The organism is Aeromonas sp. sif2416 (assembly GCF_019218665.1).
GTDB classification, from domain to species: Bacteria; Pseudomonadota; Gammaproteobacteria; order Enterobacterales; family Aeromonadaceae; genus Aeromonas; species Aeromonas encheleia.
This window is the reverse complement of sequence record NZ_JAHUXC010000015.1, coordinates 58083-77277: the sequence shown is the minus strand read 5'-3', so window position 1 is coordinate 77277 and position 19195 is coordinate 58083. Positions and strand designations below refer to the sequence as shown.

The 19195-nt window shown below is 63.3% G+C and carries 20 protein-coding genes; 15 read left to right on the top strand and 5 right to left on the bottom strand.

Translation table 11 applies throughout. From position 1 onward, the window contains the following. Positions 1-11 precede the first annotated feature (11 nt). A complete protein-coding gene (locus KW821_RS19900) occupies positions 12-980 on the bottom strand; it encodes a LysR substrate-binding domain-containing protein (protein WP_218292643.1) in 969 nt (322 codons plus the stop codon). A 274-nt stretch (positions 981-1254) separates the two neighbouring features. Between KW821_RS19900 and tatA the strand changes: the two genes are divergently transcribed. The 3 genes from tatA to KW821_RS19885 all read left to right on the top strand — a co-directional run bounded on the left by tatA (position 1255) and on the right by KW821_RS19885 (position 3590). Next, positions 1255-1416 (top strand): twin-arginine translocase TatA/TatE family subunit, encoded by a 162-nt coding sequence (gene tatA, locus KW821_RS19895; protein WP_042651848.1) that lies wholly within the window; start codon positions 1255-1257, stop codon positions 1414-1416. Between the two features lie 14 nt (positions 1417-1430). Continuing rightward, the gene (locus tag KW821_RS19890) at positions 1431-1733 is read left to right on the top strand and encodes a YfcZ/YiiS family protein (protein WP_042651849.1); all 303 of its coding nucleotides are present in this window, start codon (positions 1431-1433) and stop codon (positions 1731-1733) included. Between the two features lie 435 nt (positions 1734-2168). Further along, positions 2169-3590 (top strand): lytic transglycosylase F, encoded by a 1422-nt coding sequence (locus KW821_RS19885; RefSeq protein WP_218292658.1) that lies wholly within the window; start codon positions 2169-2171, stop codon positions 3588-3590. A gap of 4 nt (positions 3591-3594) precedes the next feature. On the opposite strand, the gene KW821_RS19880 is transcribed toward KW821_RS19885, so the two are convergent. Next, positions 3595-3750 carry a hypothetical protein gene (locus KW821_RS19880; RefSeq protein ID WP_218292642.1) on the bottom strand — a complete coding sequence of 52 codons (156 nt, stop codon included), beginning with the start codon at positions 3748-3750 and terminating at the stop codon, positions 3595-3597. Positions 3751-3824: 74 nt separating this feature from the next. On the opposite strand from KW821_RS19880, the gene KW821_RS19875 reads away from it, so the two are divergent. Then, the gene (locus tag KW821_RS19875) at positions 3825-5078 is read left to right on the top strand and encodes a phospholipase D family protein (protein ID WP_218292657.1); all 1254 of its coding nucleotides are present in this window, start codon (positions 3825-3827) and stop codon (positions 5076-5078) included. 479 nt (positions 5079-5557) lie between these two features. On the opposite strand, the gene KW821_RS19870 is transcribed toward KW821_RS19875, so the two are convergent. Beyond that, a complete protein-coding gene (locus tag KW821_RS19870; protein WP_218292641.1) occupies positions 5558-6676 on the bottom strand; it encodes a fatty acid desaturase in 1119 nt (372 codons plus the stop codon). A 149-nt stretch (positions 6677-6825) separates the two neighbouring features. Between KW821_RS19870 and fabR the strand changes: the two genes are divergently transcribed. Both fabR and KW821_RS19860 read left to right on the top strand, forming a co-directional pair. Then, positions 6826-7446 carry an HTH-type transcriptional repressor FabR gene (fabR, locus tag KW821_RS19865; protein WP_042651851.1) on the top strand — a complete coding sequence of 207 codons (621 nt, stop codon included), beginning with the start codon at positions 6826-6828 and terminating at the stop codon, positions 7444-7446. Between the two features lie 19 nt (positions 7447-7465). Continuing rightward, the gene (locus tag KW821_RS19860; RefSeq protein ID WP_218292640.1) at positions 7466-7831 is read left to right on the top strand and encodes a YijD family membrane protein; all 366 of its coding nucleotides are present in this window, start codon (positions 7466-7468) and stop codon (positions 7829-7831) included. A gap of 37 nt (positions 7832-7868) precedes the next feature. Here KW821_RS19860 and KW821_RS19855 read toward each other — a convergent pair whose 3' ends face one another. Together KW821_RS19855 and rsmD are read right to left on the bottom strand one after the other, a co-directional pair. Continuing rightward, positions 7869-8183, bottom strand: a complete 315-nt coding sequence (locus tag KW821_RS19855) for a DUF1145 domain-containing protein (RefSeq protein ID WP_218292639.1) — start codon at positions 8181-8183, stop codon at positions 7869-7871. Continuing rightward, positions 8167-8796, bottom strand: a complete 630-nt coding sequence (rsmD, locus tag KW821_RS19850; protein ID WP_218292638.1) for a 16S rRNA (guanine(966)-N(2))-methyltransferase RsmD — start codon at positions 8794-8796, stop codon at positions 8167-8169. Before rsmD ends, KW821_RS19855 begins: the two co-directional genes overlap by 17 nt. Positions 8797-8907: 111 nt before the next feature. Here rsmD and ftsY point away from each other — a divergent pair, with 111 nt between their 5' ends. The 9 genes from ftsY to hutU all read left to right on the top strand — a co-directional run bounded on the left by ftsY (position 8908) and on the right by hutU (position 19195). Beyond that, a complete protein-coding gene (ftsY, locus tag KW821_RS19845) occupies positions 8908-10605 on the top strand; it encodes a signal recognition particle-docking protein FtsY (protein ID WP_218292637.1) in 1698 nt (565 codons plus the stop codon). A 51-nt stretch (positions 10606-10656) separates the two neighbouring features. Then, positions 10657-11328 carry a cell division ATP-binding protein FtsE gene (ftsE, locus tag KW821_RS19840; RefSeq protein ID WP_042651856.1) on the top strand — a complete coding sequence of 224 codons (672 nt, stop codon included), beginning with the start codon at positions 10657-10659 and terminating at the stop codon, positions 11326-11328. Further along, entirely contained in the window at positions 11328-12281 is a 954-nt protein-coding gene (gene ftsX / locus KW821_RS19835) for a permease-like cell division protein FtsX (RefSeq protein WP_042651857.1), read from the top strand. Before ftsE ends, ftsX begins: the two co-directional genes overlap by 1 nt. 460 nt (positions 12282-12741) lie before the next feature. Continuing rightward, complete coding sequence (gene rpoH / locus KW821_RS19830; protein ID WP_218292636.1) at positions 12742-13596, top strand: RNA polymerase sigma factor RpoH; 855 nt, start codon at positions 12742-12744, stop codon at positions 13594-13596. Positions 13597-13726: 130 nt separating this feature from the next. Then, the gene (gene can, locus KW821_RS19825) at positions 13727-14386 is read left to right on the top strand and encodes a carbonate dehydratase (RefSeq protein ID WP_042651859.1); all 660 of its coding nucleotides are present in this window, start codon (positions 13727-13729) and stop codon (positions 14384-14386) included. Positions 14387-14397: 11 nt separating this feature from the next. Next, entirely contained in the window at positions 14398-15102 is a 705-nt protein-coding gene (gene hutC / locus KW821_RS19820; RefSeq protein ID WP_042651860.1) for a histidine utilization repressor, read from the top strand. A 155-nt stretch (positions 15103-15257) separates the two neighbouring features. After that, complete coding sequence (gene hutI, locus KW821_RS19815) at positions 15258-16493, top strand: imidazolonepropionase (RefSeq protein WP_218292635.1); 1236 nt, start codon at positions 15258-15260, stop codon at positions 16491-16493. Beyond that, positions 16486-17424, top strand: coding sequence for a formimidoylglutamase (gene hutG, locus KW821_RS19810; protein ID WP_218292634.1), 939 nt, complete (start codon positions 16486-16488; stop codon positions 17422-17424). Before hutI ends, hutG begins: the two co-directional genes overlap by 8 nt. Positions 17425-17491: 67 nt before the next feature. Next, positions 17492-19195, top strand: a complete 1704-nt coding sequence (gene hutU / locus KW821_RS19805) for a urocanate hydratase (protein WP_218292633.1) — start codon at positions 17492-17494, stop codon at positions 19193-19195.

Genomic DNA, 19195 nt, shown 5'->3' with positions numbered 1-19195 from the left:
GGAGCCTTGTCTCAGGGCTGACCGACGGCCGAGGTCTCCAGCTTGCTCAGGATGAGGGCGAGCAGGGTCTCCCGCAGCCAGCGGTGGCCCGGATCTTCCTCGTGACGCTGATGCCAGATCAGCAGGTGGGAGATGCTGTCCAGCGCGATGGGCAGCGCCAGCGGCACCAGCGGGTAGACCTGGGTCGCATGGCGGGCATAGAGCTTGGAGAGGGTCACTATCATGTCGGAGTGCATCCCCATCCGCAGCGCCGCTTCGAACGAGGGCACGGTCGCCTCTATCCGGCGATAGAGATCCTGCTCTGCCAGCTTGTGATCCAGCATCCAGCGATCCCGCCCCTCGCAATAGGTCTGCACATGGGGATAGGCCAGGTAGCGGGCGAGATCCCATTCGCGCTCGTGCAGCGCCGGATGATCCTGCTGCACCAGACAGGTGAGGCCATCGATGGCGAGCAGCCGCTGGCAGATGCTGCCGGGCAGGGTATCCAGCCGGTAGTCCGAGGTGATGCAGTTCTCCCGCACCGTGAAGGCGATGTCCACCTGGCCCTGGCTCATCGCGGTCAGGCTGTGCTCCGTCCACTCCTCGTAGCGCAAGCGGATGCCCGGTGCCTGGCGCTTGAGCTCGCTCAGGTAGAGGGGGGCGAACAGGGTGAAGGCGCTGTCCATGCTGGCGATGACGAACTCCCGCTCGGTGCTGGCCGGATCGAACGCCGGCGGCTGGATCAGGTTGTCCAGCGACAGCAGTATGGGTTGCAGCTGTTGTTGCAGGCCGAGGGCGCGCGGGGTGGGTTCCAGCCCATGGGCCGCACGCACGAACAGGGGGTCGTCGAAGGTTTCCCGCAGGCGGCCGAGGGCCTTGCTGACGGCCGACTGACTCAGGTGCAGTCGCCGCGCGGCCCGGCTGCCATTGCGCTCTTCCAGCAATACTTGCAGGATAATCAACAGATTAAGGTCTATGCGCCCGAGCTGTTCCAGCAGCATGATATGAATCCTCTTCAATTCTTAGATGAATTTATACCATTTGTTTTCATATCTTGGCGACCCTATGCTCGAGTCGTCTCTCGCCTGAGAGGGTGGCTGGTACAGGATGTAGCGGTTGAGGGGACAAGTAGCACAGACTCATACGGCGGCCAATGGCCGCCGTATTTTTTTGCGTGATTTATTTGCCAACTTGCACCTGCCTTGATTTTGCCCAACAATCGTTGCGCTTTCTTTTGATACAAACAATGGGTATCTATCAGTCAGGAGTATCCCGATGGGACTCGGTGGAATTCATATCTGGCATTTGTTGATCCTGCTCGTGGTCGTGGTCGTGGTGTTTGGCAGCAAACGCCTGGCCGGCGCCGGTGAGGATCTGGGCACCGCCATCAAGGACTTTCGTAAAGCCTTGCGTGACGATGAAGTAAAGCCGAAATAAGTGGGAGTTGAGTGATGTCTGTAGACGAGAAAGTCGAATTGAATGAAACCTGCGACAGCTGCGGCTGTTTCGCCGAGATTGGCACCATCATAGGTGAAGGCGACGATGTGATGGAGCTGGTGATCGAGGCCGCGGCCGAAGCCGATGCCCGCGCCAAGCTGGCGGCCTATGAGGCGCTGGCCAAGCAGGTCACCGCCGAGGCCGAGATCAGCAGCGAGCTGAGCCAGGGCGCCGATGGCGTGATCCTGAAAGCCCGCCTGCAATTCACCTGCACCGCCGAGAAGCTGATTTTCGAGATGCGTGCCCGCTCAATCTGAGCCCCCTGAGGATACGGCAGGCCTGCCTGCCGTATTGAGCCTCCAGCCACAGTTCCCCGTTCTATAGTGAGTTATCTCCAGATGACTCAGCCCGATACGAGTCGGCCAATGGCAGGCGACGGCATGATGCAGTGGCGAGGGCGCTCTGCCCTGTCCCTCCTATCCCATAACGAAGCATCCTGCCGACGAACCGCCGGGCGCGAGCCGGTCAACCTGCAGGCGACAACATGCTGACGCAGCGATGGCGCCCTGCGCTGAGCCCCGGGTTCCGGAGCGAGTTATCCTGCCAAGGCACAGCCTGCCGTGGACTGACCAACGGCAGGCGATGGCGTGATGATGCGACGATGGACCCAGCCCTGAGCCCCGGGTTTTATTGTTAATCATCCTGCCAAGAAACAGTCCGGCGCGAGTCGGCCAACGGAAGGCGACGACATGATGACGCGGCGATGGATCTGGGGCCTGCTGGCCCTCTGGTGTCTTCCCCTGCTGGCGGCCGATCTCAAGCCGCAGCTCTTGCCCCAACCCGGGGATCTCGAACACATACTGCAAAAGAAAGAACTCAGGGCCCTGGTGGTCTATGAGCGGGGCTTCTTCTTCTTCGACAAGGGCGCCCAGTACGGCATCCTGGTCAATCAGCTGCAGGGCTTCGAGCGCTGGCTGAACCAGCGTTATCTCGCCAAGGATAAGCTCAAGCTCAAGATCATCTACATCCCGGTGCGCCAGGACAAGCTGCTGGATTACCTCGCCGAGGGGCGCGGCGATCTGGTGGCGGCCACCATGACGGTGACGCCGACCCGGCGCGAGCAGGTGACCTTCTCCCGCCCGCTCATCTCGCCCATCGAGGAGTGGGTGGTGAGCCAGCGCGATCTGCCAGGCTTCAACCGCATCACCCAGCTGTCGGGCCGGCGGATCTGGGTACGTGCCAGCTCCAGCTACTACGAGAGCCTGCACCAGCTCAACTGGCTGTTCCGCGAGCTGGGGCTGCCCCCCGTCTACATAGAGACGGTGCCGGAATACCTGCAGGATGGGGATCTGCTGGAGATGGTGGCGGCCGGCATCATACCGCTGACCGTCACCGACAGCTTCAAGGGGCGGATCTGGCTCGGCATGATAGGCGGGCTCAAGGCCCACAAGCTGATCCCGTTGCGGGACAAGGGGCGCAGCGCCTGGGCCCTGCGCAACAACAGCCCCGAGCTGCTCAAGGCGGTGAATGCCTATATCTCGGAGTCAAGCAAACGCACCCTCTTCAGCGACATGACCCTGCGCCGCCTGCTGGCGCAGAGTGACCAGATGAGCAACATCTTGGCGCCGGATCCCATGGGCCGGCTGTCGACCATCCGCAAGGTGCTGGAGACGCAGGCGGACAAATACCAGCTGGACTGGCTGATGCTGGCGGCGCTGGCGTACAAGGAGTCGGGGCTCAATCCCAATGTCCGCTCCAATCGGGGGGCGGTCGGCATCATGCAGCTGCTGCCGAGCACAGGTGGCGAGGTGGGGATCCGCGGTGCCCGGCTCACCAGCCTGGAGGGCAACGTGGAGGCGGCCTGCCGTTACATGCGGCTGATCCTCGACACCTACTTCAACGATCCCGGGATGGATCGGCTCAACCGCCACCTGTTCGCGCTGGCGGCCTACAACGCGGGCCCCAACCGGGTGCAGGCGCTGCAGGCCAAGGCCAGGGCCAGGGGGCTGGATCCGAATGTCTGGTTCGGCAATGTGGAACAGCTGGTGGCCAACGAGGTCGGCCAGGGGCCCATCAACTACGTCGGCACCATCTACAAATATTACGTGGCCTATCGCTTCAGCCTGCCCCAGCTGGAGGGCAAGTCCGACGCCATAGAGGCGGCCCAGCCCTGAGCACTCAGCACCGCTCGGGGGCGCGCTCCTGGACGCTGGCGGCCTCCCAGCCCTGGTCCCGGTGCAGCATGTACCAGGGGGATGGTTGTCCGGCCGGGATGGGATCCGGTTGGCTGGCTTGCGGCCTATGGCCGAGGGAGGGGCGGTCACAGAGTTCCATGCGCAACTCCTTGATTCGTTGCGATCAGGGCGGTTGCCTGGGTTATGCCATGGCCAGATGACAAGGAGATGACCCTGATCCCCGCCGAATTCGCCCTGCTCGACGATCCTGGTGCGGCCCTGAAGGCGCGCTGCCAGCTGATCCGCGCGGCCCGCAGCAGGATCCAGGCCCAGTATTACAGCTGGGAGGAGGACGGCAGCGGCAAGCTGTTGCTGTCCGAGTTGTTGCACGCGGCCCGGCGCGGGGTCCGGGTCCAGCTGCTTATCGACGATCTCTATGCCGGCGACAACCGCTTCCTGGAGATGGTGGCGCATCAGCCCGGCATCGAGGTGCGGCTGTTCAATCCGTTCTGGCTCAGGGGCTGGCGCCGGCTGACCCTGCTGTTGGAGGGGCTGCTCAGCTTCAGACGCATCAACCACCGCATGCACAACAAGCTGCTGCTGGTGGATGGCTGCCAGATGGTGATAGGTGGCCGCAACATCGGTGATCGCTACTTCGGGCTGGGGGCGTCGCCTCACTTCGTCGATCTGGATCTGCTCTGTCGGGGCCCCCTCTGCCGGCAGGCCGGGCAGGGCTTCGGGCTGTTCTGGCACAGTCGCTGGAGCCACCCCATCCGGCGCCTGTTGCGCCGCGCCCTGCTGCCCGCCGAGATAGAGGCGGTGAACGACTTCCTGCTCACCCTGACCGAGCCGGCGGTGGCCGCCGTCTACGATCTGCCCGCCAGCCTGTTTGATGAAGAGCCTGTCCCCCTGCGCTGGCATCCGGGGCAGGGGGAGTGCTGGTTCGATCGGCCCGGCAAGGGGCTGGTCTCCCGGCCGACCACGGCGCCCCTGTTGGGGCGCAAGCTGGCCGGCAACCTGGGCACCCTGCGGTTGGTGAGCCCTTACCTGATCCTGACGCGCGGGCTGCGTCGTCAGCTCAAGCGGCAACGCCAGGCGGGGGTGGCGATAGAGATACTGACCAACTCCCTGGCCAGCACCGATGTGCCGCTGGTGTACGGCGCCTACCGGCGTCACCGCCCCTGGCTGGTGCGGCAGGGGATAGCGCTGGCCGAGCTGGAGAGCGAGGCGCTCAGCCTGCATGCCAAGCTGATCCTGATGGGCGACGAAGAGGCGCTGCTCGGCAGCTTCAATCTGGATCCCCGCTCCCTGCTGCTCAACACCGAGCTGATGCTGCATCTGCGCTGCCCCGCGCTCTGTGCCGAGCTGCAACAGTGGCTGGCAGGGTGGCAACAGGCAGCGGTCCAGCCGGTGTCGACGCCCCCCTCGGCGCTGCGGCGCCTGCTGGCCCGGTTGAGCGACTGGTTGCCGCTGCACCCCTGGCTGTGACGGGGTCCGTTTGTGCGAGATCTCGCAAAGCCTTGTGCGCCTTCGAGGATAGCCTTTGCCATCCAACGCCGGATTTCGATTTTATCGTATTGTTTTTAATCACTTTCTATCTTGATGTGAATCGAGCTGGCTCCATGCTGTTTGCATACAAGTTCGTATAAAACGGTTTTTTATTTTATTTAACTGCGTAGTATTTCAGTTGCAAGGACAAACACGGCGGCTGGTCCGTCGTGCGGGAGAGGGTGATGAGGGAATTGGTCGGCCGGATTGCTCTGGCAGACAACCACTTCGGCTCGGGAGCGGAAACCCGTGAAGTGGAATCACTACCCGTTATTGCCGGATCCCAATATGGAACATGCTATTTGCGAGGGGGTGACATGCGAATGTCGCCCCATTTTTTATGTCGAAAGGTCGCCTGGCGCTCATGAAAAGACCGCCAGCGGGCGGTCTTGGGCAATCAGGTCTGTCGGTCAGCCGCCTCAGGCGATGCCGGCCAGCAGGCGACTCCAGTTGCGTTTGCCGGCGAGGAAGCCATCCCGCAGGTTGCGATACTCCAGCTGCAGCTTGAATCTATCGTAGCGGGCCAGCGCCTTGCGCTTGCGCTGCTCCAGCAGCAGCTTGCGGCTGGCGTAGTAGTGCTGGAGCTGCAGACTCAGCTTGTCGTACTCCTCTTGCAGCAGTGCCTGCCACAGCTCCCTATCCTCTTCCTTGCGCAGCTTCGCCTGGGCGCGCTTGAGCTGCATCTCCAGCCTGGCCAGCTCGATCCGCTCCTCCGGGCAGGCGCGCAGATCCCTGGCCAACCCGCACCAGGCGGCGCAGCGGATCAGCCACTTGGTCGGATCGAACTGCCACCAGTGGATGCCGTTGCGGTAGTCGTTCTCGAACAGGTGATGGAAGTTGTGATAGCCCTCGCCGAAGGTGAAGAAGGCCAGGATGCCGTTGTCCCGTGCGCTGTTGCGATCGGTGAAGGGCTGGCTGCCCCAGATGTGGGCAAGGGAGTTGATGAAGAAGGTGGTGTGGTGAGTCATCACCATGCGCAGCGCCCCCGCCAGCAGCAGCATGCCGAGCAGATCGCCGTGGATGAGGCCGAGCAGCAGCGGGATGCCGATGTTGGTGCCGAGCGTCAGTGCCAGATAATGCTTGTGCTGGAAGGCGACCACAGGGTTGTTCTGCAGATCCCGCACATTGCTGTAGTCGTGGTAGGTCTCACGCTGGTATTCCCGCAGCATCCAGCCGATGTGGGAGTACCAGAAGCCGCGGCCCGCGCTGTAGGGATCCTTCTGGTTGTCATCCACGTGGCGATGGTGGCGGCGGTGATCGGACGACCAGTGCAGCGCCGAGTTTTGCAGGGCGAGGGCGCCGCCGATGGCGAAGATCCATTGCAGGGCAGGGTGTGCCTTGTAGGCCTTGTGTGACCAGAGCCGGTGATAGCCGGCGGTGATGGAGATGCCGCAATAGCAGAACAGCAGCAGGAAGCAGAGCCACTGCCAGAGGTCGTAGCCGTGGCTCAGTCCGTACCAGGGTACCGCAATCAGTGCGGTCAGCCCGGAGAGGGCGAACAGCAGGGTGTTGGTCATGATGATCGGGGGGCGGTCCATTTCACTCGGCTCCTTTCAGCGAACAGCTGTTCACTATTCTCCACCGGGCCGGAATGGGGGTCAATGGTAAAAAAGTCGGCAACAAACCTGATCCAGCCCCCGCCTTCGGGTTATCATCTGGCCTCGCTAATCTCAAGGTGACGGTTTTCGTGGGTATTCGCGCGCAACAGAAAGAAAAAACCCGGCGTACGCTGATCGAGGCGGCGTTCAGTCAACTCTGTGCCAACCGCAGCTTCTCTAACCTCAGCCTGCGGGAAGTGGCCAGGGAGGCGGGCATAGCGCCGACCTCCTTCTACCGTCATTTTCGCGACATGGAGGAGCTGGGGCTGACCCTGGTGGACGAGGGTGGCCTGACCCTGCGCCAGCTGATGCGCCAGGCGCGCCAGCGCATCGCCGGTGGCGGCAGCGTCATCAGCACCTCGGTGCAGACCTTCATGGAATTCGTCGAAAACAACCCGAATATCTTCCGTCTGCTGTTGCGTGAGCGCTCCGGTACCTCGGCGGCTTTCCGCCAGGCGGTGGCGCGCGAGATCCAGCATTTCATCGCCGAGCTGACCGATTATCTGGAGGCGACCACGGAGGCGCCGCGGGAGGAGGCCTACATTCAGGCCGAGGCCATGGTGACCATCGTCTTCAGCGCCGGTGCCGACGCCCTCGACATGACCACGGAAGAGTGCCGGGCGCTGTCCGATCGCACCATCAGCCAGCTGCGGATGATCGCCATGGGCGCCGAGGTCCAGAATCGCAAGCGCCGCGAACCCCTCTCTTAAGTTAAGGATGGACAGTCTCATGCGTGAACCGAACGCGATCCCGAAGAAACCCCTGCTGCTGGCCTTGCTCATCGGCATCTGCGGGGATGCCTTCCTGTCGGTGCTGACCGCATCGGCCGTGCCCTTCTCCTTCTTCCCCCTGATCGCCCTGCTGCTGGCGGCCTACCAGCTCTATCAGCTCTATCGCCACCAGCCCATGGTCGGCAACACCCCCAGCTGCATCCTGCTCTGCTTTTTCATCGGGGTGTTCGGCCACTCGGCGCTGATCAAGGTGCAGTACCCTGAGCTTGGCAGCAATTTCTTCTCGCTGATCGCCATGCTGCTGTTGCTCGCCGTGCTCTCCATCAGGCTCGGGATCAGCGTGGGGAAAAAAGTGAAGGAGTGACGAGTCACTCCTTCAGGGTCGGTTGCGAGGGGAGAGGCTAGTCTTCCCGAGGCGGCGTCCCGCCCTTCTGCCTGGCGTCTATGATAGCCTGCAGCTTGGCGCGGATCTCCATCATGCCGAACACGCCGAAGATCAGCACCTGGGTGAACTCGAGGCGGCTGACCGCGAAGTAGGGCTTGCAGGCGGCCTTGATCAGGCTGGCCTGCACCCAGTGCATCAGGATCACGATCACACCGCAGACCGGCAGAAAACCGTTCAACTTGCCCGGCAGTGTACCCGCCAGCGCGAGCACCACCCCTAGCCAGAAGAACAGCAGCAATCCCATCGCCACCAGATTAAAGAAGCGCTTCATTGTTCATCTCCCGCACATAGAGTTGATAGCAGACCTGACCGGCCTGCTTGTCCTTGAGTAGTTGCCAGCTGGCAGGCAGAGCCAGGTCGCCCATCTCCTTTTCCCGTTCAAGATAGATGAGCGCATCCGCTGCCAGCCAGCCACGCTGCTCCAGTAGCTCGCACACCTGGGGCAACAGTTCGCGCCGAAACGGCGGATCGAGGAACACCAGATCGAAGGGGGTCACCGGGCCTTGCAGCCAGCTGACCGCATCGGCCTGGATCACCTTGCCCTGCTGACTGCCCAGGGCGGCCAGGTTCTTCCTGAGCTGATCGGCTGCGCCCTTGTCCATTTCGATCAGCGTCACCTGCTCGGCATAGCGCGACAGCGCCTCCAGTCCCAGGCCACCGCTGCCGGCAAACAGATCGAGGCAACGGGTGCCACGGACATGGGGCGCCAGCCAGTTGAAGATGGTCTCCTTGACGCGATCCGTGGTGGGTCTGAGTCCTTCCACATCCCTGACCGGCAATTTTCGACCCTTCCACTGGCCGCTGATGATTCTTACAAAGCCCGCTTTTCCCTGCGGAACCGGGCTTTTATGGGGGCTGCTAGGGCTGGATTTCACTCTGGGCATCGCGTTTCGTCGTCAGAAAATAAAGTGTTAGTATAAGGCGGTTCATTTTTATGCCGACCCACCGAGGGACGGCTATCTTAGCAGTCAGCCAACGAAGTGAGTATTTTTTAGATGGCAAAAGGTTTGTTTTCCTGGCTGGGTTTCGGCCGCAAGAAAGAAGAGGCTGAGGCCGTCCAATCACAGGCCCCCGCAGCCACCCCGGCTGTCGCCGAGCCCGAGGCCACTGCTGCCCCCGCTCCCGTCGCTGATATTCCCCTGACCGAGGCCCCTGCTGCACAGCACGAGGCGCCGCTGGCGACGCCCGACGAAGGCCCGCTGGTGGTGGAGGAGCCTGCCTCCGAACTCGAGCCCGTCATCGTCAATGAGGCGCTGATCGCCGAGGCTCAGGCCGAGGAAGCCGCTCGTATCGCCGCCGAGGTCCAGGCCGCGGAAGAAGCTCGCATCGCCGCCGAGGCTCAGGCCGCGGGAGCCGCGCGTGTTGTCGCCGAGGCGCAGGCCGCAGAAGCCGCGCGTATCGCCGCCGAGGCTCAGGCCGCGGAAGCCGCACGCATCGTTGCCGAGGCTCAGGCCGCGGAAGAAGCTCGTATTGCCGCCGAGGTCCAGGCCGCGGAAGCCGCACGTATCGCTGCCGAGGCGCAGGCCGCGGAAGCCGCACGCATCGCCGCCGAGGCAGAGGCCGCAGAAGCTGCTCGTATTGCTGCTGAGGCGCAGGCTGCCGAAGCCGCTCGCGTTGCCGCCGAGGTACAGGCTGCCGAAGCCGCCCGCGTTGCCGCCGAGGCTCAGGCCGCAGAAGCCGCGCGCATCGTTGCGGAGGCCGATGCCGCCGCCCTGGCCAGCTTGCCGCTGGCCGCCAAGGTTGACGACGACACCCAGGACAAGCCGCAGCGGGAGGGCTTCTTCGCTCGCCTCAAGCGCAGCCTGGTGCGCACCAGAGAAAACATAGGGTCCGGCTTCTTCGGCCTGTTCCGTGGCAAGAAAATCGATGATGAGCTGTTCGAGGAGCTGGAGACCCAGCTGCTGACGGCGGATCTCGGCGTAGACACCACCAGCCGCATCATCGAGGGGCTGATCCAGCACGCGGATCGCAAGCAGCTCAAGGATGCCGAGGCGCTCTATGGCCTGCTCAAGCAGGACATGGGCGCCATGCTGGCCCAGGTCGAGAAGCCGCTGGTGATCGACACCAGCAAGAAGCCCTACGTGATCCTGATGATCGGCGTCAACGGAGTGGGCAAGACCACCACCATCGGCAAGCTGGCCAAGCAGTTCCAGGCCGAGGGCAAGAGCGTCATGCTGGCCGCCGGTGATACCTTCCGTGCCGCCGCGGTCGAGCAGCTGCAGGTGTGGGGCCAGCGCAACAAGATCCCGGTGATCGCCCAGCATACCGGCGCCGACTCCGCCTCCGTCATCTATGATGCCATCGAGGCCGCCCGTTCACGGGGCGCCGACGTGCTGATCGCCGATACCGCCGGCCGCCTGCAAAACAAGAGCAACCTGATGGAAGAGCTCAAGAAGGTGGTGCGGGTGATGAAGAAGCTGGATGAAGAGGCACCTCACGAGATCATGTTGACCCTGGATGCGGGCACCGGCCAGAACGCCCTGAGCCAGGCCAAGCTGTTCAGCGAGGCGGTGGGCCTGACCGGCATCACCCTGACCAAGCTCGATGGCACCGCCAAGGGCGGCGTCATCTTCGCGGTGGCCGACAAGTTCCAGATCCCGATCCGTTACATCGGGGTGGGTGAGGGGATAGACGATCTGCGTCCCTTCGTCGCCAACGACTTTATCGAGGCACTGTTCAGTCGCGATGAATAAGCGCCACTCGCCCCGACCCAGGTCGGGGCTTGTCAATGTCAGGGATCCGTTATGATTCGTTTCGATAAGGTCAGCAAGGTATACAGCGGTGGCCACCAGGCGCTGCAGAAGGTCAGCTTCCACCTGCGCAAGGGGGAGATGGCCTTCCTGACCGGCCACTCGGGGGCGGGCAAGAGTACCCTCTTGAAGCTCATCAGCGTGATGGAGCGGCCGACCGACGGCCGCGTCTTCTTCCACGGTGACGACGTCAGTCAGATCAAGCGGGGCCAGATCCCCTATGTGCGCCGCCAGATCGGCATGATCTTCCAGGATCACCGGCTGCTGATGGACAGAACCGTGTTCGACAACGTGGCGCTGCCGCTGGTGATCGATGGCTATAGCCACGGTGACATCAACAAGCGGGTCGCGGCGGCGCTGGACAAGGTGGGGTTGCTCGGCAAGGAGCGCTACCAGCCACGCATGCTGTCCGGTGGTGAACAGCAGCGGGTCGGCATCGCCCGCGCCATCGTCAACAAGCCGCCGCTGCTGCTGGCGGATGAGCCGACCGGCAACCTGGATCCCCAGCTCTCCATGGACATCATGCGGCTGTTCGAGGAGTTCAACCGCTTCGGGGTCTCGGTGCTGATCGCAACCCACGATCTCGGGCTCATCGCCCGCATGCGTTACCGCACTCTGACCCTCAAGGCGGGTCGCATGTATTCGCAAGAGCAGGAGGAGAGCTGATGGCCATCGTTCGTCATAAACAACCTTTGCTCCGGCGGCTGGGCATGTACTGGGTGGATCACGCCCGCCAGGCCTTCTCCAGCATGGGCGAGCTGTGGCGCAATCCGCTCGCCTCCCTGATGACGCTGGCGGTGCTCGGCGTCAGTCTGGCGCTGCCCTCCTGCTTCCATGTGCTGCTGAAGAACGCCGAGGTGGTGGAAGGCAGCTGGCAGACCAGCTCCCAGATCTCCCTCTATCTGCGCAAGGACCTGCCCGAGCAGAGCATCCTCGATATGAAGCAGCGGATCCTGCTCTATCCCGAGGTGGAGTCCGTCACTTACATGAGCCGGGACGAGGCGCTGAAGGAGTTTCGAGAGATCTCCGGCTTCGGCGATGCGCTCGACTACCTCGACAGCAATCCGCTGCCGCCGGTGCTGAGCGTGATCCCGGATCCCCGCTGGCAGAACCCGGAAGGGGCCGCCGAGCTGCTCGCCAAGCTGGAGAATGAGCCAGGCGTCGAGCAGGGCAAGCTGGATCTGCAGTGGCTGACCCGGCTGCAGGGCATCATGAACCTGCTGCGCCACACCATCACGGGTATAGCGGTGTTGTTGCTCTCCGCGGTGCTGCTGATCGTCGGCAACACCCTGCGCCTGAACATCCTCAACCAGCGCTCCGAAATCGAGGTGCTCAAGCTGGTGGGGGCGACCGATGCGTTTATCCATCGTCCCTTCCTGTACACCGGCATCTGGTTCGGGGTCATCGGCGGCATGCTGGCCTGGTGGCTGACCGAGGTGATGGTGATCTGGAGCGAGGGGGTGGTGAAGGAGCTGGCCGGGCTTTACAACAGCAACTTCCGGCTGGTGGGGATGGGGGCGGTCGATGGCTTCAATCTGATACTGCTCGGCGCCTTGCTGGGGCTGATTGCATCCTGGTTTTCGGTGCACAGACACATTCGCGACATAGAACCGTCCTGATTAATTTGCCATCACCGCAAAGCACTGGATTTTGAGAACTGGATCAAGTAAAAGAATGGCCCGTTTCTGGCACAGCTCCAGTTCAGGGAGTAATCTGAACGATACTGCTCCGCAGGCGTCGCTGGATCCTGGGAAGGATCTTGGGAACCTTCTGATTTATAAGCAGTCTATTTAATGCGACAGAATGTATACGGGTGTGGCCCCTCTGCCTTGCTCGTCTGACTTGGCAAGCATGTGAAGGTTGCGAGCTCCGCAACAATGGACTTAGCATGCTACTTTTCAGGGGTCCTTCACTGTGACCCCTTTTTTTTGACTGTTCATTTATGATTCATCCAGTCGACTTAAGATAAGCCGGGTTCACGCCGGGGTTGTTTGATGCGGCCCGCAGAACGGCATGCGGTCAGTAGACAGACCCTCTCAGGGTGTTAGACTGATTCGATTGAAAAGTAAGAGGTAGAACATGGGAACTTCATTGCAACGCACTATGGCCCTGATTCCGCAAGGTAGTCTGGAAGGCTATATCCAGGCAGTAAACTCTATTCCGGTGCTGAGCGCAGAGGAAGAGCGTGAGCTGGCGACGCGTTTGCAGCAGGATGGCGATCTCGAGGCTGCCCGTCAGCTGGTCATGTCTCACCTGCGTTTTGTCGTTCACGTGGCCAAGAGCTACGCCGGCTATGGCCTGCCCCAGGCCGATCTGGTCCAGGAGGGCAACATCGGCCTGATGAAGGCGGTCAAGCGCTTCGACCCGAGTGTCGGGGTGCGACTGGTCTCCTTCGCCGTGCACTGGATCAAGGCCGAGATCCACGAATATGTCCTGCGCAACTGGCGCATGGTCAAGGTGGCGACCACCAAGGCGCAGCGCAAGCTGTTCTTCAACCTGCGTAAATCCAAGAAGCGTCTTGGCTGGTTCAGCCATGACGAGGTGCAGGCCGTCGCCGCCGATCTGGGGGTCTCCCCGACCGATGTGACCGAGATGGAAGCACGGATGAGCAACTACGATCAGGCCTTCGATCTGGTCGGTGATGATGAAGACGAGGGTGGCTTCGCCCCGGTGCACTATCTGGAAGACAAGTCTTCCGATCTGGCCGCCACCATCGAGAACGACAACTGGGACAGCTATGCCTCCCGCCGTCTGAGCGCGGCCCTGGCTACCCTGGACGAGCGCAGCCAGCACATCATCCGCGCCCGCTGGCTGGATGAGGAGAGCAAGACCACCCTGCAGGAGCTGGCCGATACCTATGGTGTCTCCGCCGAGCGGGTGCGTCAGCTCGAGAAGAACGCGCTCAAGAAGCTGAAAGACGCCATGGATGCCTGAGGGCATACTCCAGTAACAAGCAGGGCCTGATGGCCCTGTTTTTGTTTCGCGACTATCTGGTGTTACCCCTTGCCTCCGATACCATCGAATATGGTATGTTGCCGCCACTCACATCTAGGGAGAGCAGATAGTGAAACTGTTGAACGACCTGTTTACCAAAAACCGCGAGTGGGCGGAACGGCTCAAGGCCGAAGATCCCGAGTTCTTCGCCACCCTCTCCGCCCAGCAGGCGCCCGAATATCTCTGGATCGGCTGCTCCGACAGCCGGGTGCCCGCCAACCAGCTGATGGGCCTGCTGCCGGGGGACGTCTTCGTCCACCGCAACGTCGCCAACCTGGTGGTGCACACCGACTTCAACTGCCTCTCGGTGCTGCAATACGCGGTCGAGGTGCTCAAGGTGAAGCACATCATCGTCTGTGGCCACTACGGCTGCGGTGGCGTGCGGGCGGCCATGAAGAACGAGGAGCTGGGGCTCATCGACAACTGGCTGCGCAACATCAAGGATGTCTACTTCAAGTATCGTGACGAGCTCGATGCCATCGAAGATGAGCACGAGCGCCACGACTACCTGTGCGAGCTGAACGTGGCCGAGCAGGTGGCCAACGTCTGCCATACCACCATCATCCAGAACGCCTGGCGCAAGGGTCAGGAGCTGGCGGTGCATGGCTGGATCTACGGCATCAAGGACGGCTTGCTGCACGATCTGGATCTCTGCGTCAGCGGTCCCGAGCAGATCCCGGATGTCTACCGCGCCTGGCCGGACATGCGTCCGCCCCATCGCCGCCGCTGAGGAGCCTGCCATTGGCCCCCGCCCTCTACCTTCAGATCAAGCAACACATCCTCGATGGTATCCGCGAACGCCACTATCAGGCGGGGGACAGGATCCCGACCGAGGCGGCCCTGTGCGACCAGTTTGCCGTGAGCCGGATGACGGTCAACAAGGCGCTGCGGGAGCTGGTGGCCGAAGGCTGGCTGGTGCGCACCGCGGGCTCCGGCAGCTTCGTGGCGGACCGGCGGGCCGAGTCGCCGCTGCTGGCCATTCGCAACATCGCCGACGAGATCCGCGAGCGTGGCAGTCAGTACAGCGCCAGGGTCATCCGCCTGCAGCGGCAGGCCGCCGACGAGAAGGTGGCGGTGCGGCTCGGGCTGCGGGTGGGGGCGCCCACCTTCCACAGCCTCATCGTCCACGAGGCCGATGGGGAGCCGCTGCAGCTGGAGGAGCGCTTCGTCGATGCCGAGCGCCTGCCGGGCTATGGCGAGCAGGACTTCACCCAACAGACGCCGAACAGCTATCTGATGGAGGTCTGCCCGCTCTCCGAGATGGAACACGTGGTGGAGGCCGTGCTGCCGAGCGCCGGTGAGGCCGGGCTGCTGCAGGTGCGGGTCGATACCCCCTGCCTGCTGCTGCATCGCCGTACCTGGTCGGATGGCTATCTGGTTTCCTACGCCAGGCTGCTCTCGCCCGGCTCCCGCTACAAGCTGAGCTCCAAGACCCGCCTCATCTGATTGTATATACATATCTTGTTTGCGGAGCCCACCCTTAGGTGGGCTTTTTTGTGCCTAAACTCTAATGAAATGGCTGTTATCAAGATGTGAATTAGATCCTATCTTTCTCGCCAGAGATCGGATATAAATTATTGTATATACATTTTGAGGTCGGTATGAACAAGGAACTGTTGAACTGCGAGCGGGTCTGGCTCAACGTGACACCCGCCACCCTGCGCCCCGATCTGGCCGACTACGGTCTGCTGGAACCCCACGCCCTCGGTGTCCACGAAGGCAAGATCCACGCCCTGGTGCCCATGCAGGATCTCAAGGGGCCGCACCCCGCCCACTTGCGCGACATGAAGGGCCGGCTGGTGACACCCGGCCTCATCGATTGCCACACCCACCTCATCTTCGCCGGCAGCCGTGCCGAGGAGTTCGAACTGCGTCAGCGGGGCGTGCCTTACGCCGAGATCGCCCGCAAGGGCGGCGGCATCCTCAGCACTGTGCGCGCCACCCGCGCCGCCAGCGAGGATCAGCTCTATGAACTGGCGGTGCCGAGGATCAGGTCCCTGATCCGGGAGGGGGTCACCACGGTCGAGATCAAGTCCGGCTACGGCCTCACCCTGGCGGATGAGCTCAAGATGCTGCGGGTCGCCCGCCGACTGGGGGAGGCGCTGCCTATCCGGGTCAAGACCACCTTGCTGGCCGCCCATGCGGTGCCGCCCGAATACCGCGACGATCCTGACTCCTGGGTCGAGACCATCTGCCAGGAGATCATCCCGGCCGCCGCTGAGGCGGGTCTGGCGGATGCGGTTGACGTCTTCTGCGAGCACATCGGCTTCTCGCTGGCCCAGACCGAGCAGGTCTATCTGGCGGCGGATCAATACGGCCTGGCGGTGAAGGGCCACATGGATCAGCTCTCCAACCTGGGGGGCAGCACCCTGGCCGCCCACTTCGGCGCGCTCTCGGTGGATCACCTCGAGCACCTGGACGCCGCCGGGATCCAGGCCCTGGCCCACCGCGGCGTGGTTGCCACCCTGCTGCCCACCGCCTTCTACTTCCTGAAAGAGACCAAGTTGCCGCCGGTCGAGGCGCTGCGCCGCGCCGGGGTGCCCATGGCGGTCTCCTCCGACATCAATCCGGGCACGGCCCCCATCGTCTCCCTGCGCATGGCCATGAACATGGCCTGCACCCTGTTCGGCCTGACGCCGGTGGAGGCCATGGCCGGGGTGACCCGCCACGCCGCCCGCGCCCTGGGCGAGCAGGAGCGATTGGGGCAACTGCGAGTGGGCATGCAGGCCGACTTCCTGATCTGGAACTGTGCCCACCCGGCCGAGCTCAGCTACCTCATCGGCGTCGATCAGCTGGTGAGCCGGGTACTGAATGGCGAGGAGACGCTCCATGGCTGAGTTGAATGGCATTGACATGACGGTCTGGCAGGGGCGCCGGGATCCGGAAGATGGTGAACTGGCCCTGCGCTGGCACGACCGCGTCCAGCCTTGGCAAACGGATGCCGCGCCCGGCGTGGCCCTGGTGGGCTTCGCCTGCGACGAGGGGGTGCGCCGCAACAAGGGGCGAGTGGGGGCCGCGAGCGCGCCGCACGCCATTCGCAAGCTGCTGGCCAACACCGCCTGGCATCTGGGGCGGCCGGTCTACGACGGCGGTGATGTGGCCTGTGATGACGGCGATCTCGATGCCGCCCACAACCGCCTGGCCGAGCGAGTCGCGAGCCTGCTGGCCGAGGGGCACTTCCCGCTGGTGCTGGGCGGGGGCCACGAGGTGGCCTTCGGCAGTTGGAGCGGCCTCAACCGTCATCTGGCGGGCAAGGGCCGGGTCGGCATCATCAACCTGGATGCTCACTTCGACCTGCGGATGAAGCAGGAGCAGGCGAGCTCCGGCACCCCCTTCTTCCAGATCGCCGAGCAGTGCGCCGCCCAGGGTAGCCCCTTCCACTACGCCTGCCTCGGGGTGGCCGAGACGGCCAACACCCAGGCCCTGTTCGCCCGCGCCGATGGGTTGGGGGTCTGGTATGAGCTGGACGAGGCCATGACCCAGCGCGAGCTGCCCGAGCTGCTGAACGGCCTGGATGCCTTCATCGCCCGCTGCGATCACCTCTATCTGACCATAGATCTGGACGTGTTGCCCGCAGCCGTCATGCCGGGGGTGAGCGCCCCCGCCGCCCGCGGCGTCGAGCTGGCCGTCATCGAACCCCTGATCGCCCATATCCGGGCCAGCGGCAAGCTCAGGCTCGCCGATCTGGCCGAGTACAACCCGAGTCTGGATCAGGATCAGCGCAGTGCCCGCGTGGCCGCCCGCCTGATCCATCAACTCACCAAGTAGCCAGCCGACTCGCCGGGTGCCAGGAGCGCCCATGATGGCGGCGACATTGATAAAACAAGGAGTGTGTATGTCTGAGCAACACCAGGATCCCCGTCAGGACCCGAGCAGGATCATCCGTGCCCCCCGTGGCACGACGCTGACCGCCAAGAACTGGCTCACCGAGGCGCCGCTGCGGATGCTGATGAACAATCTGGATCCGGAAGTGGCCGAGCATCCCCAGTCGTTGGTGGTGTATGGCGGTATCGGCCGCGCCGCCCGCAACTGGGCCTGCTACGACAAGATCGTCGAGGTGCTGACCCGGCTCGAGGAAGACGAGACCCTGCTGGTGCAATCCGGCAAGCCGGTCGGGGTGTTCCAGACTCACAAGGATGCGCCCCGGGTGCTGATCGCCAACTCCAACCTGGTGCCGCACTGGGCCAACTGGGAGCACTTCAACGAGCTCGATAAGAAAGGCCTCATGATGTACGGCCAGATGACGGCCGGCTCCTGGATCTACATCGGCACCCAGGGGATAGTGCAGGGCACTTACGAGACCTTCTTCGCGGTGGCGAACCAGCACTTCAACGGCGAACCCAAGGGCCGCTGGATCCTGACCGGTGGGTTGGGGGGCATGGGCGGCGCCCAGCCGCTGGCGGCCACCATGGCCGGCTTCTCCATGATCGCCGTCGAGTGCGACGAGACCCGCATCGATTTCCGCCTCAAGACCCGCTACGTGGACAAGAAGGCCCACAGCCTGGATGAGGCGCTGGCCATGGTCGAGGAAGCCAAACGTAGCGGCACCGCCGTCTCCGTCGGCCTGCTCGGCAACGCCGCCGACGTGTTCGCCGAGCTGGTGGCCCGTGGCATCACCCCGGATGTGGTGACCGACCAGACCTCGGCCCACGACCCGATTCACGGCTACCTGCCCCAGGGCTGGAGCGTCGCCCAGTGGCGCGCGCTGCAAAAATCCGCGCCCCAGGAGGTGAACCAGGCGGCTCGCCACTCCATGGCCCGTCAGGTGGAGGCCATGCTGACCCTGCAGTCCCGTGGCGCCGCCACCCTCGATTACGGGAATAACATCCGCCAAGTGGCGCTGGATGAAGGGGTCAAGAACGCCTTCGACTTCCCCGGCTTCGTGCCCGCCTACATCCGTCCGTTGTTCTGCGAGGGCATTGGCCCCTTCCGCTGGGTGGCGCTGTCCGGCGATCCGGAAGACATCTACAAGACGGATCAGAAGGTGAAGGAGTTGATCCCGGACGATCCCCACCTGCACAACTGGCTCGACATGGCCCGCGAGCGCATCGCCTTCCAGGGCCTGCCGGCGCGGATCTGCTGGGTCGGGGTCAAGGATCGGGTACGCCTGGGCCTGGCTTTCAACGAGATGGTGAAAAATGGCGAGCTCAAGGCGCCCGTGGTCATAGGTCGCGATCACCTGGACTCCGGCTCGGTGGCGAGTCCGAACCGGGAGACCGAATCCATGCTGGATGGCTCGGACGCCGTCTCCGACTGGCCGCTGCTCAACGCCCTGCTCAACACCGCCGGCGGCGCGACCTGGGTCTCGCTGCATCACGGTGGCGGGGTGGGGATGGGCTTTTCCCAGCACTCGGGGGTGGTGATCGTCTGCGACGGTAGCGATGACGCCGCCAGGCGCGTCGGCCGGGTGCTGCGCAACGATCCTGCCACCGGCGTGATGCGCCATGCGGATGCGGGCTACCCGATTGCCATCGACTGTGCCCATGAGGCGAAACTGGACTTGCCCATGCTGGCTGCTGCCGGCAAAGGAGAGAAATAA